This is a genomic window from Variovorax sp. PBS-H4 (assembly GCF_901827205.1).
GTDB lineage: Bacteria > Pseudomonadota > Gammaproteobacteria > Burkholderiales > Burkholderiaceae_C > Variovorax.
Genome location: NZ_LR594675.1, coordinates 4798150 through 4811983, shown reverse-complemented (window position 1 = coordinate 4811983; position 13834 = coordinate 4798150). Strand labels below are relative to the sequence as shown.

The window sequence follows — 13834 nt, the reverse complement described above, 5'->3', positions numbered from 1 at the left end:
ACAGGCCCCCGACCGTTCATGGATCCGAATCTCCTCCTGCTGGCCACCGTCGACGGACTGTCGTACGCCGGCCTGCTGTTCCTCATCTCGCTGGGCCTGACCCTGATCTGCGGAGTTTTCGGCGTCATCAACGTGGCGCACGGCAGTCTCTACGCCATCGGTGGCTACAGCGCCGCCAGCCTGCTGGGTTGGTTGCTGCCCCACACTTCATCGACGGTCGTGCTGGTGGCATCGCTGTTTGCGGCGGCCGCCGTCGTCGGCGGGAGCCTGGGTGTCCTGCTCGAGCGCGGCCTGCTGCGGCACTTCCAGGACCGCGACCCGGTGCTGCAGCTGCTCGTCACCTTTGCGGCCTTCATGGTGCTCGAGGACGTGCAGCGCATGGTGTGGGGTGCCACGCCCGTGAACGCGGGGGACCTGGCGACGCGCCTCGGCACCACCGAGCTGGTAGGCGTGACCTTCATGAACTACCAGCTCCTGTTCATCCCCGCCGTCGCGCTCGTCGCCTACGCGGGGCTGCAGGTCCTGCTGCGCCATTCGGTCGCGGGGCGCCAGATCGTGGCCGTCATCCATCACCGCGAAGTGGCGACCGCGCTGGGCATCAACTCGGCGCGAGTCGGCACACTGACCTTCTCTCTTGCGGGGGCGCTCGGCGCCCTGGGCGGCGCGCTCTCCGTGCCGATGACCTCCTTCGTGCCGGGGCTCGGCGCCGAGATGATCGTCACCTCGTTTGCCGTGATCGCCACCGCAGGCCTCGGGCAGATCACCGGGGCGCTGGTGGCGGCGGTGCTGATCGGCCTGGCGCGCTCGCTCGCGGTGTACACGCTGCCCGAACTGGAGGTCGTGATCCCCTACGTGATGATGGTGGCGGTGCTGCTGGTTCGCCCCCACGGGCTCTTCTCCGCCACGGCGGCACGGAGGATCTGATGCGCTCGCCGGCTTCTGTTGCAGCCCTCGCGGTCGCCGTGGTGCTCATGGTCGGTATTGGCTGGGCGTGGCCCTGGTCGCGCATGCCCATCATTACCTTCCTGTGCTTCGGCATGGCCGCGCTCGGCCTCACGGTGCTGATGCGTGCGGGCCAGGTGTCCTTCGGACATGCCATGTACGCTGCCATCGGCGGGTATGCCACGGCCTTCACGGTGCGCGCCTTTCCCGGCGTCGACGGCCTCGTCGCGGCTGCGGCGGGCGTGCTTGCCAGCCTCGTTTCCGGCGCGCTCGTCGCCGCCTTCGTATCGCGCTACCGCGGCATCTTCTTCGGCATGCTGAACCTCGGCCTCTCGATGGTGCTGTTCTCGCTTGCCGGCAAGCTCTACGCATGGACCGGCGGCACCGACGGGCTGCGCTTCGAGCGGCCCTCGCTGCTCGGGGTGGCCATGGAGCGCGGCCAGTTCGAGCTGGCGATGCTGGTGCTCGCGCTCATGCTGGCCGTGGGCGTCAGCTGGATGGTGCAGCGCTACTTCGAGTCGTGCTCGGGCCAGGTCATGGTGGCGATCCGCACCAATGAGACGCGGCTGGAATACATCGGCCTGTCGGCGCGGTGGGTGCTCGCACAGGGTTACGTGCTCTCCGCCGGCCTGGTCGGGCTGGCAGGTGCGCTGCTGGCTCTGGTGCAGAGCCTGGTGACACCCGAGAGCGGCTACTGGATCCGTTCTGGCGAGTACGTGTTCATTGCCATTCTCGGCGGCTCGGGCCACGCCGCGGGTGCATTCCTGGGCGCGGCCGTGTTCGAGCTGATCAAGCTGACGGCCGCGGCCTATTTCACCGATGCATGGCAGATCCTTCTCGGCGCCACCTTGATCGCCGTGATCTTCTTCGCACCGCAGGGCATCGTCGGCTGGCGGCTGCGCCGCCTTGAGCCGGCCACGTTGCAGGAGGCGCGATGAAGGCGCCGAACGCCAACGAGCTGTTGCGAACCGAGCAACTCACCCTGCACTTCGGCGGCATCGCCGCGGCCGACGGCATCGACTTCGTCCTGGCGCACGGAGAGCAGCTTGCGGTGATCGGCGCCAACGGCGCCGGCAAGACCACCTTCATCAACATCTGCACCGGCTACATCAAGCCGAGCAGCGGTCGGGTGCTGCTCGAAGGCCAGGACATCACGCGCAAGGGACCGCGGCAGATTGCGCGCCTGGGCGTGGGCCGATCGTTCCAGCTGCCGCAGCTGTTCCTCGACCACACGGTGCGCCAGTGCCTCGAACTGGCCTCGGTCAGCCGGCAGGGGCGGCTGTCGCGATGGACTTCGCTGTCGCGCGCTGCGGACCAGCGCGCCGTCGCCGAGATGCTGGAGCTGGTGGGACTCGCCCGCCATGCGAACGATGCAACCGCGGCGCTGCCCGAGGGCCGACGCAAGCTGCTGGACGTGGGCATCGCGCTGATGCTCGAGCCCAAGCTGGTGATCATGGACGAGCCGACCAGCGGCGTGTCATCGGAAGACAAGCATGACGTCATGCAGACGCTGATGCATGCCCTGCAGCAGTGCAAGGTCACGAGCTGGTTCGTCGAGCACGACGTCGACATCGTGCGCCGCTACGCCACGCGGGTCGCCGCCTGGATCGACGGCCGCATCGCGGCGGACGGCACACCGGCGCAGGTGTTCGCTGATCCACTGGTGCGCCGCGAAGTGCTCGGAGAACGCTGATGCTGCGCATTCAATCCATGAACATCGACTTGGCGGGCCACTCGGTCTTGCGCGGCATCGATCTCGACCTCGAGCCCGGTCAGACGGTGGCCGTGGTCGGCCGCAACGGCGCGGGCAAGACCACGCTGCTGCGCGGCATCATGGGGCTGGTCCCGCCGCGTTCGGGCCGGTTGCTGCTCGACGGCCAGGACATCACGCGCAGTCCTGCGTCCCGGCGCGCTGCGGCAGGTTTCGGCTACGCGCCGGAAGACCGCGTGGTCCTGCCGACCTTGAGCGTCCTCCAGAACATCGCATTGCCCTGCGAGGTGCTGCGGCTGCCGCGCCATGAAATCCGCCGGCGCATCGACGCGGTGCTGGCCAGCCTGCCACAGCTCGAACCGATGCTCGCGCGTTCCGGTGCGGCGCTGTCGGGCGGCCAGGGAAAGATCGTCGCACTCGCGCGCGCGCTCATGGCCGGTGTGCGCTTCGTGCTGCTCGACGAGCCCTTCCAGGGCCTGGCGCCTGCATTGGCCCGCCAGTACGGCGACGCACTGCGCGCCTTGCGCGTATCGCACCCGCAACTGTGCGTCGTGGTGACGGAGTCGAATGCGGCCCTGCTCGAGGAAGTACAGAGCCGCACGCTCCACATCGAGCGCGGCTCGATTGCCGAGTCCACGGGCGCAGTGCGCGCAGAAGACCGGACATGGACCCAACGGAGAACACACAAGTGAGTACTGAAACGATGCAGCTTCCGCTCGGCGAGGGACCGCTGCGCGGCCTGGTCGTGGTCGATGTCACGCGCGTGGTGGCTGGTCCCTACTGCACCATGATGCTGGCCGACCTGGGCGCCACGGTCATCAAGATCGAGAACCCCTCCGAGCCCGACTACGTGCGCAGCTTCCCGCCCTTCGTGCAGGGAGAGACCGGCCGGGCCAGCGCCTTTTTCGCGCAGTACAACCGCCACAAGCTGGGCGTGAGCCTGGACCTCAAATCGGAGCAGGGCCGCACCTTGCTGCGCGAGCTGGTGCGCAAGGCCGACCTGCTGGTGGAGAACTTCCGCCCCGGCACCATGGCACGCATGGGGCTGGGCTACGAGGCGCTGAAGCAATGCAATCCGCGCCTGGTCTACGTGTCGATCAGCGGCTTCGGCCAGACCGGCCCCAACTCGCGACGGCCGGCCTATGACAACAGCGCGCAGGCGACCGGTGGCCTGTGGTCGCTGAACGGAGAGAAGGGGCGGCCGCCGCTGCGCGTGGGCACCATCATCGGTGACCTGTCGGCCTCGTTCTACGCGGCGATCGCTGCGCTGTCGGCGGTCATCCACACGCGGGAAAGCGGCGAAGGCCAGTGGGTCGACGTCGCCCAGCAGGACTCGGTCGTGACACTGACCGAGCATGCCGTCGTCAACTACACGGTCGATGGCGCGGTCGGCGAGCCGCTGGGCAACGACCATCCGTTCGTGCGCCCCTATGGCCAGTACGCCTGCAAGGACGGCTTCGTCTTCTTCGGTGCCTACACCGACAAGTTCTGGCGCGAGGCATGCCGGATCTTCGGCGAGGCATCGCTGGTGGACGACCCCGAGATCGACACCATGGAAAAGCGCTTCGACCCCGAGACCTACGCCCGCCGGGTGCAGCCCATCGTGCAGCGCTGGTGCGCGCGGCACACCAAGGCCGAGCTCGAGGCCATGGCTGGCGACACCATTCCGATGACACCGATCAAGACCATTGCCGAGGTCGTCGAAGACCCGCACCTGAAAGCCCGCGACATGTTCGTACCGACGCAGGTCGACGGCGCGCAGGTGCAGGCATTCGGCAGCCCGATGAAGCTGTCGGCCACGCCCGCGTGCGCCGTCGGCAGCGCGCCCGGGTTCGGCGAGCACAACGAGATCGTGCTCAAGGGGTGGCTGCGCATCGCTGCGGCCGACTATGACCGCTACGTCGCCGAGGGGGTGATCTGATGGCCATCAGCTACAGGGTGGACGAAGGCATCGCGCACGTGCGTTTCGACCGGCCCGAGAAGCTCAATGCGCTGACTCTCGCCATGTACGAGGAACTCGCGCAGTGCTTCGCGCGCGCCAACGACGATCCGCAGGTGCGCGTCGTGCTGCTCGGCGGCAACGGCGAGCGCGCCTTCTGCGTCGGTGCCGACCTGGGCGAGTCGATCCCCGCACTGGCCGAGGGGCGCTTCGACATCTCGGAATGGGATGGCGCCCACATCAAGCAGCCGGGCTTCTACAAGCCGGTCGTCGCCGCGATCAACGGGCTGTGCATGGGGGGCGGATTCGAGATCATGCTGGCTGCCGACATCCGGATCGCTTCGGAGAAGGCGGTGTTCGCGCTGCCCGAGGCCTCGCTCGGCTTCACGCCGGCCGGTGGCACGCTGGTCCGGCTGGTGCGCCAGATCCCCTACGCGCTGGCGATGGAGCTGATGCTCACGGCCGAACGCTTTCCCGCACGTCGGCTGGCCGAGATGGGACTTCTGAACCGCGTCGTGCCGCCCAGCGAGCTGGAGGCCGCGGCGCTGTCCTGTGCACGCGGCATCGTGCAGAAGGGACGGGTGGCCGTGTCGGTCATCAAGGAGGCGGCGCTCACGCTCAGCCACCTGCCACTGGACGAGGCATTCCGCCGGGAAGCGGTGCTCGGCCAGCGCGCCTTCACCAGCGACGAGGCCCGGGAGGGCCTGCGCCGATTCCTGTCACGAGATCGGGGCGGGGCGGCGTCCGCCTGAGGCGTAGCGCCGCTCCCGCACTCCCATCCATTTATCCACCCATCGACCAGGACGTCCCATGGTTCAAGACTCCCGCCTCCCCAACTTCCGGGCTCTCACGCCGGCCCAACGGCTTGATCACGTCGCGAAGGCGACCGGCCTCGCCGACGACGACGTCGCCTTGTTGCAGACCCCGGGCGCGCTCGCCCTGCCGCGCGCCGACGGCATGATCGAGAACGTCATCGGCACCTTTGAACTGCCGTTCGCCGTTGCGGGCAACTTCCAGGTCAATGGCCGAGACGTACTCGTGCCGATGGTGGTGGAAGAGCCTTCCGTGGTCGCCGCGGCATCGTTCATGGCCAAACTGGCGCGCGAATGCGGCGGCTTCGAGGCGTCGAGCACCGGGCCGGTCATGCGCGCACAGGTGCAGGTTCTTGGCGTGACCGACCCTTCTGGCGCGCGCCAGGCGCTGCTGCGGCAGCGAGATCGCATCCTGCAGATTGCCAACAGCCGCGACGAGGTACTGATCGGCCTTGGCGGCGGCTGCCGCGACATCGAGGTGCACGTGTTTCCCGATACCCCGCGAGGCGCGATGGTCGTGGTGCACCTGATCGTGGACGTACGCGATGCGATGGGCGCCAACACCGTCAACACCATGGCGGAGTCGGTGTCGCCGCTGGTGGAGCAACTGACCGGCGGCACGGTGCGCCTGCGCATCCTCTCGAACCTGGCGGACCTGCGGCTGGCGCGTGCACGCGTGCGGCTCACGCCCGAAGTCCTGAAGACTGCCGAGCGCAGCGGCGAAGAGATCATCGAAGGCGTGCTCGATGCCTACACCTTCGCGGCGGTCGACCCCTATCGTGCCGCCACCCACAACAAGGGGATCATGAACGGCATCGATCCGGTGATCGTGGCGACTGGCAACGACTGGCGCGCGGTCGAGGCCGGCGCACATGCATACGCCTGCCGCAGCGGCCGCTACACCTCGCTCACCACCTGGGAGAAAGACCGCGGCGGCGCGCTGGTCGGCACCATCGAGATGCCGATGCCGGTCGGGCTCGTGGGTGGCGCGACCAAGACGCATCCGCTGGCGCGCCTGGCGCTCAAGATCCTTGATGTGAAGTCGGCCCAGGAACTCGGCGAGGTCGCCGTGGCCGTGGGTCTTGCGCAAAACCTCGGCGCGCTGCGAGCGCTCGCCACCGAAGGGATCCAACGCGGGCACATGGCGCTGCACGCCCGCAACATCGCACTCGTGGCCGGCGCGACCGGGGACGAGATCGATACGATCGCACGCCAGATGGCCGCCGAGCACGACGTGCGAACCGATCGCGCCCTCGCGCTGCTCGAGGCCCTGCGCGGCAAGGCTTCGCTATAACCCGGGCTTCGTCTGAACATCCAGGAGGGAGAACCATCATGAGCCGAACGGCTGTTCCGAAGGCCAACAGCACGCTGGGCGAAGTCGGGGGTACTCCCGTGGCCATCCCACGCCACGACGACCCGCCGTCAACCGCCGCGCGCCGGCACTTCCGAGCCGGCTGGCTGACGCAGGAGCGCATCGTGCTGCTGCTGGCCGTGCTGCTGTTCGCCGGCTTCAGCATCGGGCTGGACGGCTTCATTGCCCGCGACAACCTGCTGTCGCTGCTGCGCGGCGTGGCCGTGCTCGGGATCCTCGGGCTGGCCATGGCGCTGGTGGTGATCGGGCGCGGCATCGACCTGTCGCTGGTGGCGGTGATGGCGATCTCGGTAGCCTGGGCGCTCGCGCTGTCGGCCAGCGGCATGTCGCTCGGCATCGCGCTGCTCGCGGGCCTCGCGTTCGCGCTGGTGCTCGGGGTGGCCAACGGCCTGCTGATCGCCTATGCCGAGATCCCGTCGCTGTTCTCCACGCTGGCCATGGGCACCTTCATCTACGGGCTGGGACGCATGAAGCTGATCCCGCTCGACGTGGTGTATGCGCCCGAGGACGCGGGCTGGTTCAGCCGCATCGGCCAGGGCGAGATGGCCGGCTTGCCGCTGCCGGTGCTGCTCTTCCTCGTCACTGCCGCGCTGGTGGCCGCGTTCCTGCGCTACACCCGAACCGGCCGCTTCATCTATGCCATGGGCGACAACTACCAGGCCGCCCGCATCACCGGCGTACCGGTACGACCGCTCGTGGTGCTGCAGTATGCGATCGCCTCGTGCGTGGGCTGCGTGGCCGGCGTCATCACGGCGGCGTCGGTCGGCAGCATGAACACCCGCATCGTCAACTCGACCATGATCTACGACGTGATTCTCGTGGTGGTCCTCGGCGGCATCGGCCTGAGCGGCGGCAAGGGCGGCGTGCGCAACGTGCTGGTCGGCACCGTGCTCATCGGCATCCTGCTCAATGGCATGACGATCATGGACATCCAGTACACGGTGCAGAGCGTCATCAAGAGCGCCATCCTGCTGGCCGCGCTGGTCATCGACAGCCTGATCAATCCACGCGACGAGCAGACGGCCCAGCAGGGGGACATCTAGCGCCGTACGCCTTTCCGCGCGAAGCCGCCGGACACAGGCGGTCCTTTTTCGTTCAACGACCCAGGAGACAGACCATGAGATCCTTTTCCGTCCGACTCGCCTTGGTGGGCGCCGCGCTCGCCATCGGCTGCGCGGCGCAGGCCGCCGACACCTCGCTCAAGGGCAAGACCGTGGCCTTTGTGCCGACCTCGCTCGGCTACGACCTCACCGATGGCTGGAACGCCATGGTGCGCGGCCAGCTCGAGCCGCTGGGCGTCAAATGGATCGTGCGCGACCCCAACTGGAGCACCGACGCCGGTGCCCAGGCGATCACTTCGCTGATCAACGAGAAACCGGACGTATTGCTGGTGCAGAACCCGGACATCCAGTCCTATGCCCGGCTGCTCAAGCGGGCCGAGGACGCGGGGATCCGCGTGGTGCAGGTGAACATGCGCTCGGCCGCCAAGACGAGCGCTTTCGTCGGCGCCGACTGGGTCGGCATCGGAGAAGCCATGGCCAAGGCCGTGGCCGAGAAGTGCAGCCCGAAGGCCGGCAAGTCGGGCAAGATCAGCATCGTGCAGGGCGTGCTCACGGCCGCAGCGAGCACCTTCCAGATGCAGGGTGTGCAGGCAGTGCTGGCCAAGAACCCCGACATCAAGGTGGTGTCGAACCAGGCCGCCGACTGGGACGCGTCGAAAGCGCGTGCCGTGACCGATACCGCACTCAAGCAGCACCCCGACCTGTGCGGCGTGATCGGCTTCTGGGACGGGCAGGACACCGGCACGGCGGCGGCCATCCGCGAGGCGAAGAAGCAGGACCAGGTGTTCCTCGCCACCAACGGCGGCGCTGCGCGCACCGGTTGCGCCAACGTCGCCAACGGCAACTTCAGCGCCTACATGACCTACGACGTGAAGCAGCAGTCGCAAGACCTGGTGCAGGTGGTCAAGACGCTGCTGGCGAGCTCGGCACGCCCGGCGCAAGACATCTCGCGCGTGACGCCCGTGGGCGTGATCACCAAGGCCAACCTGCGCGACGACACGTGCTGGAACCTCGACGAATTCAAGAAGAAGTAAGCACCACGTTCCCCGCTCACAGCCACCCGGCGGACCGACCCGCCGGTCGCGCGCCTCTGGAGTTGCCCCACATGTCCGTGTCCCGAAACCTCGCCCGATGGCGATACAAGTACGTGCCCGACCATGTGGTCGGGGAGATCCTGTCGAAGAACTGGATCGACAACGCCGTGCCTTTCCTGGCTCTGGCCGCCGTCCTTGCCGTGTTCGGCAACCTCATTCCCGACTTCTTCGGCGCGGCGAACCTCGGCGACACGTCGCGGCAGCTCGGCGAATTCATCTTCATCGTGTGCGCCATGATGATCGTGATGGTCGCCGGCGGCATCGACCTGAGCGTCGGCTCCAATTTCGCGCTGGGCAACTTCGTGGCGCTGTTCCTGATGAATGTTGCGCAATGGTCGCCCTGGGCCGTCATGCCGGCCGTGCTGCTGGCCTGCGCGGCCGTCGGCCTGCTCAACGGCGTGCTGATCGGCTACCTGAGGTTGCGTGCCTTCCTCACCACGCTGGTGACGTTGATCATCGTGCGTGCGGTCGTCGACATGCTGCTGCTCAAGCATGCGGTGGACATCGCCAGCAACATGCCGGAGTCCGCGGTGTGGGACTTCATCGGCGCAGGCTCTGCGTTCGGGCTGCCGCCGAGCTTCCTGGTCGCCGCGGTGTTCGCCGCAGGCGCCCACGTGTTCCTCAGCCGGACGCGGCCGGGCTGGCACATCATGGCGATCGGGGGCTCGCGCCGGTCCGCCTACAACGTCGGCATCCCGGTGCGGCGAACAATCTGCCTGACCTATGTCGGATCGGGGCTGCTGTGCGGCCTGGCCGCACTGATGTATGCCGCGCGCCTGGGCAGTGCCGGTTCGGACACCGGCACCGGCCTCGAGATCATGGCGCTCACGGCCGCGGTGGTCGGTGGCAACAGCCTCGGCGGCGGGCGGGGCTCGGTCGCGAAAGCGCTGATGGGCGCGGTGGTCGTGCTGCTCATCACCAATGGGCTGGTGCGCATCGGATTCCAGAGCGGCGCGGGATCGCTGGCGCTCGGGCTCATCCTGCTGTCGGCCATCGCGATCGACGTGCGCTGGCTCAAGAACAAGCACAAGCTGCTGGCGAAGTCCTATGTGTCGCCCGCCTATCTGGAGCTGCCGCCCGCGCCCGCCACCGAGGCCGGCTCGGCTTCGCCCTACGCAGTGAACGACCGGCTGCGCGACGTGGCGCTGATCGGACTCGGGCAGGTCGAAGGCCCGGAAGACGTGATCTTCGACGCCCAGGGGCATCTCTACACCGGCACCCGGCACGGCGACATCGTGCGCTTCTTCGGGCCGGACCACGCGCACATGGAGGTGTTTGCCCATGTCGGTGGGCATCCGCTTGGCCTGGCCTTCGACCGTGCGGGGAACCTGCTGGTGTGCATCGCCGGCATGGGCCTCTACAGCGTCTCGCCCGAGCGCCGGATCGAGCGGCTGACCGACGAGACCAACCGCACCCCGTGGTCCGTCATCGACGACTCGCGGCTCAAGCTGGCCGACGACCTCGACGTCGCGCCGGACGGGCGCATCTTCTTCAGCGAGGCCACCATTCGCTACGAGATGCACAACTGGGCCTACGACGCGCTCGAGAGCCGCGGCAACGGGCGCATCATCTGCTACGACCCTGCCACGCGCAGAACCCGCACAGTGCTGCGCAACCTGGTGTTTCCCAACGGCGTGTGCATGGCGCACGACGGCGAGTCCTTCTTCTTTGCCGAGACCTGGGCCTGCCGCATCAACAGGTACTGGTTCGCCGGGCCGAAGGCGGGCCGGGTCGAGCGCGTCATCGACGACCTGCCGGGCTACCCGGACAACATCAACCGTGCCTCCGACGGCAACTTCTGGCTCGCGCTGGTCGGCATGCGCACGCCGTCGATGGACCTGTCGCTGCGCATGCCGGGTTTTCGCAAGCGCATGGCGCGGCGCGTTTCGCCGCAGGAGCTCATCTTTCCGAACATCAACACCGGCTGCGTGATCAAGTTCGACGCGCAAGGCCGGGTGCTGGAATCGCTATGGGACCTGGGCGGGGAGAACCACCCCATGATCACCTCGATGCGCGAGCACCGGGGACACCTCTACCTCGGCGGCCTGCTCAACAATCGCATCGGGCGCCTGAGGCTGGCGGATGCCGATCCGGCCTGGACAGGGCAGCAGAGCTATTGGGGGGAGCAGCCATGAGAAGCACGGCCACTGCCAAGGCGAATGGCACCCCAGGTGAGAGCCGACATGCTTCAGTGAGCTCCCTGGGCTCCGGATGGGTCGGGGCCTTCCTCGACCGCATGCTGGGACGCGGGTCGCACGCCGTCACCGTGCCCCCGATGGATGGCCCGCTGCGGCCCAACAGCCTGCTTGACCAGGCGGGCGGCATCGTCCGCATTGAAGCGCCGGACAACCTCACGCTCTCGGGCGACCAGTTGGTCTTCAGCAGCGGCCCCGAGGTGCTGGCGCTCGATCCCGCCACCGGCGCGCTGCGGCAGATGGGACGCATGGAGGGTGAAGTGTGTGCGATGACCGCCCTGGCCAACGGCGCAGCGCTCGCTGCGATTTCGGGCGGCGGTCTTCGCACGTTCGGCGATGCAGCGGTGTCCGCGGGCCTGCTGGCGGACGCGGAGCGCCGGGTGATCCGTTGCCCGACCGCGCTGCTGGCCGGATCCGACGGCCGGTTGCTGGTGGCCGAGGGCGCGCGGGATCGCCTGCCTTCGCAGTGGCGCGCGGACCTGCTGTGTGGCAAGCCGACGGGCGCGCTCTGGATGCTCGACCGCTGGGACGCGCCGGCGCGCCCCCTCGCTTCGGGCCTGGCCTGGCCCAGTGGCATTGCGTGGCACCGCGACGGCTCGATCGTGGTCAGCGAAGCCTGGGCGCACCGCCTGGTGCGCATCGACGGTCAGGGCCGGCGCAGCGTGCTGCTGGGCGACTTGCCGGGCTATCCGTCGCGGATCTCGCCCGCGGCCGACGGCGGCTGGTGGCTGTGCCTGTTCGCGCCACGCAGCCAACTGGTCGAATTCGTGCTGCGGGAGCGCGAATACTGCGAACGGATGATGGCGCAGATCCCGGAGCGCTACTGGGTGGCGCCGGCACTGGCGTCGGGCCGGGACTTTCGCGAGCCCATGCAGGGCGGGGGCATCAAGTCGATGGGCCGGCTGAAACCCTGGGCGCCGACGCGCTCCTACGGGCTGGTGTGCAAGCTCGACGCCGACTTCCAGCCGCTGTGGAGCGCGCACAGCCGCGCCGACGGCCGCCGGCATGGGGTGACCAGCGTGGCCGAACTGGGTGGCTGCCTCTATGTGGGTTGCCAGGGAAGCGACGAGATCGTCTCGATGAACCTGCAAGCGCAGCAATGAACCCATGGACCACGACCACCTGATCGAACTGCGGAACATCGGCAAGCAGTACCGCGGCGCTCATGCCGTGCGCGACGTCTCGTTCGGCGTGAGGCGCGGAGAAGTGCATGCCCTGCTCGGAGAGAACGGCGCGGGCAAGTCCACGTTGACCAAGATCCTGGCCGGCGCGGTGCAGCCCTCGCAGGGGCAGATCCTGCTCCAGGGCCGGCCGGTGACCTTCACCACGCCCCACGACGCGCTCGGCCACGGCATCGCCATGGTCTACCAGGAAACCAGCCTGGTGCCGTCGCTGACCGTCGCGCAGAACCTCTATCTCGGCGACGAGCCCTTCTTCAACCGCCTGCGCGGCCTGTACATCGCTGCCCAGCAATTCCTGCAGCGGCTGAACTTCAATGTCGATCCGACCCAGCTGGTGTCGCAGCTCGGAGCCGCGCAGCGGCAGATGGTGGAGATCGCGCGGGCGGTGCAGCACGAGGCGCGGCTCATCATCTTCGACGAGCCGACCGCCACCTTGACGCCCGAGGAGAAGCACCACTTCTTCGGATTGGTCCAGCGTCTGCGCGCCGACGGTGTGTCGATCGTCTTCATCTCCCATGCGCTCGAGGAGGCGCTGATGATCGCGGACCGCATCACGATCCTGCGCGACGGCGAACACGTGCTGACCGCCGACGCAAGCGAGATGGACCGCGACCGGATCATCCAGGCCATGGTCGGGCGCTCGCTCTCGCAGGAGCTCTACGGCAACCGGTCGCAGCGGGTGCCCCGGCCCCGCGGCGCCAAGGTGCTGAGCGTGCAGAACCTGTCGATGGGCACGATCGTCAAGAACAATGCCTTCTCGCTGTATGCCGGACAGATCACGGGCATGTTCGGGTTGATCGGCTCGGGGCGTACCGAAACGGCCAAGATCGTGGCCGGCGTGGCCAAGCGGGACTTCCTGCACGGCGGCGAGATCCTGCTCGACGGCGAGCCGGTGCGCTATCGCACCCCGCGTCCGGCGGTCAAGGGCGGCGTCGTCTACGTGACCGAGGACCGCAAGCTCGAAGGCTTCTTCGAGACCCTGTCGATCGCCGAGAACATCTACGCCGGACAGCTGGCGTCGTCGCCGAGCCCGTTCATGCTCGTGCGCCAGGACCAGATGCGAGCACTCGCCGAGACCTGGCGCAAGCGGCTGTCGATCCGTGCGATCGACAGCGATGCGCGCATCGTCGAGCTGTCGGGCGGCAACCAGCAGAAGGTGGTGATTGCCAAGTCGCTCGTGCAGCAGCCGCGGCTGGTGATCTTCGACGAGCCGACTCGCGGGGTCGATGTCGGCGCGATCGCCGAGATCCACCAACTGATTCATTCCCTGGCCGACGATGGCATCGCCGTACTGGTGATCTCGTCGTATCTGCCGGAGATCCTGGCCCTGTCCGATCGAATACTCGTGACGCGACAGGGGCGCGTGGTCGAGGAGTTCGCACCCGAAGGGGCCACGGAGGACAAGATCATGTACGCGGCCGTGCACTGACCGGCTGCGGCAAGCCTCCGTGCGCTCGCCGACGTAGAGTCGGCCGACCTGCTGGTGGTGTCCTGCCACTCGGCGACGTTGCGACGCCTCGACCCTGC

At 68.0% G+C, this 13834-nt stretch carries 12 protein-coding genes; all 12 read left to right on the top strand.

Going from position 1 to position 13834, the window contains the following annotated elements; all coding sequences use genetic code 11:
• Nucleotides 1–18: 18 nt before the first annotated feature.
• The 12 genes from E5CHR_RS22925 (at nt 19) to E5CHR_RS22870 (ending at nt 13736) form a co-directional block, all read left to right on the top strand.
• Nucleotides 19–924 (top strand): branched-chain amino acid ABC transporter permease, encoded by a 906-nt coding sequence (locus tag E5CHR_RS22925; RefSeq protein WP_162581974.1) that lies wholly within the window; start codon nt 19–21, stop codon nt 922–924.
• On the top strand, nt 924–1880 hold the full coding sequence (locus E5CHR_RS22920) for a branched-chain amino acid ABC transporter permease (protein ID WP_162581973.1): 957 nt from the start codon (nt 924–926) through the stop codon (nt 1878–1880). Before E5CHR_RS22925 ends, E5CHR_RS22920 begins: the two co-directional genes overlap by 1 nt.
• Entirely contained in the window at nt 1877–2635 is a 759-nt protein-coding gene (locus E5CHR_RS22915; protein WP_162581972.1) for an ABC transporter ATP-binding protein, read from the top strand. The genes E5CHR_RS22920 and E5CHR_RS22915 overlap by 4 nt, the downstream gene beginning before the upstream one ends.
• Nucleotides 2635–3345 (top strand): ABC transporter ATP-binding protein, encoded by a 711-nt coding sequence (locus E5CHR_RS22910; protein WP_162581971.1) that lies wholly within the window; start codon nt 2635–2637, stop codon nt 3343–3345. Before E5CHR_RS22915 ends, E5CHR_RS22910 begins: the two co-directional genes overlap by 1 nt.
• Nucleotides 3342–4574, top strand: coding sequence for a CaiB/BaiF CoA transferase family protein (locus E5CHR_RS22905; RefSeq protein ID WP_232062168.1), 1233 nt, complete (start codon nt 3342–3344; stop codon nt 4572–4574). The genes E5CHR_RS22910 and E5CHR_RS22905 overlap by 4 nt, the downstream gene beginning before the upstream one ends.
• Nucleotides 4574–5344 (top strand): enoyl-CoA hydratase/isomerase family protein, encoded by a 771-nt coding sequence (locus E5CHR_RS22900; RefSeq protein ID WP_162581970.1) that lies wholly within the window; start codon nt 4574–4576, stop codon nt 5342–5344. The genes E5CHR_RS22905 and E5CHR_RS22900 overlap by 1 nt, the downstream gene beginning before the upstream one ends.
• A gap of 58 nt (nt 5345–5402) precedes the next feature.
• Complete coding sequence (locus E5CHR_RS22895; RefSeq protein ID WP_162581969.1) at nt 5403–6698, top strand: hydroxymethylglutaryl-CoA reductase, degradative; 1296 nt, start codon at nt 5403–5405, stop codon at nt 6696–6698.
• 38 nt (nt 6699–6736) lie between these two features.
• A complete protein-coding gene (locus tag E5CHR_RS22890) occupies nt 6737–7819 on the top strand; it encodes an ABC transporter permease (protein ID WP_162581968.1) in 1083 nt (360 codons plus the stop codon).
• A gap of 74 nt (nt 7820–7893) precedes the next feature.
• The gene (locus E5CHR_RS22885; RefSeq protein WP_162581967.1) at nt 7894–8871 is read left to right on the top strand and encodes a sugar ABC transporter substrate-binding protein; all 978 of its coding nucleotides are present in this window, start codon (nt 7894–7896) and stop codon (nt 8869–8871) included.
• 71 nt (nt 8872–8942) lie between these two features.
• Nucleotides 8943–11066, top strand: coding sequence for an ABC transporter permease (locus tag E5CHR_RS22880; protein WP_162581966.1), 2124 nt, complete (start codon nt 8943–8945; stop codon nt 11064–11066).
• 56 nt (nt 11067–11122) lie between these two features.
• A complete protein-coding gene (locus tag E5CHR_RS22875; protein ID WP_162581965.1) occupies nt 11123–12229 on the top strand; it encodes a strictosidine synthase in 1107 nt (368 codons plus the stop codon).
• Nucleotides 12230–12233: 4 nt separating this feature from the next.
• Nucleotides 12234–13736, top strand: coding sequence for a sugar ABC transporter ATP-binding protein (locus E5CHR_RS22870; protein ID WP_162581964.1), 1503 nt, complete (start codon nt 12234–12236; stop codon nt 13734–13736).
• Nucleotides 13737–13834 lie beyond the last annotated feature (98 nt).

Bases quoted from the DNA above. Each gene is read 5' to 3' on its own strand.
- E5CHR_RS22925 (WP_162581974.1), top strand. From the start codon at position 19: ATGGATCCGAATCTCCTCCTGCTGGCCACCGTCGACGGACTGTCGTAC.
- E5CHR_RS22920 (WP_162581973.1), top strand. From the start codon at position 924: ATGCGCTCGCCGGCTTCTGTTGCAGCCCTCGCGGTCGCCGTGGTGCTC.
- E5CHR_RS22915 (WP_162581972.1), top strand. From the start codon at position 1,877: ATGAAGGCGCCGAACGCCAACGAGCTGTTGCGAACCGAGCAACTCACC.
- E5CHR_RS22910 (WP_162581971.1), top strand. From the start codon at position 2,635: ATGCTGCGCATTCAATCCATGAACATCGACTTGGCGGGCCACTCGGTC.
- E5CHR_RS22900 (WP_162581970.1), top strand. From the start codon at position 4,574: ATGGCCATCAGCTACAGGGTGGACGAAGGCATCGCGCACGTGCGTTTC.
- E5CHR_RS22895 (WP_162581969.1), top strand. From the start codon at position 5,403: ATGGTTCAAGACTCCCGCCTCCCCAACTTCCGGGCTCTCACGCCGGCC.
- E5CHR_RS22890 (WP_162581968.1), top strand. From the start codon at position 6,737: ATGAGCCGAACGGCTGTTCCGAAGGCCAACAGCACGCTGGGCGAAGTC.
- E5CHR_RS22885 (WP_162581967.1), top strand. From the start codon at position 7,894: ATGAGATCCTTTTCCGTCCGACTCGCCTTGGTGGGCGCCGCGCTCGCC.
- E5CHR_RS22880 (WP_162581966.1), top strand. From the start codon at position 8,943: ATGTCCGTGTCCCGAAACCTCGCCCGATGGCGATACAAGTACGTGCCC.
- E5CHR_RS22870 (WP_162581964.1), top strand. From the start codon at position 12,234: ATGGACCACGACCACCTGATCGAACTGCGGAACATCGGCAAGCAGTAC.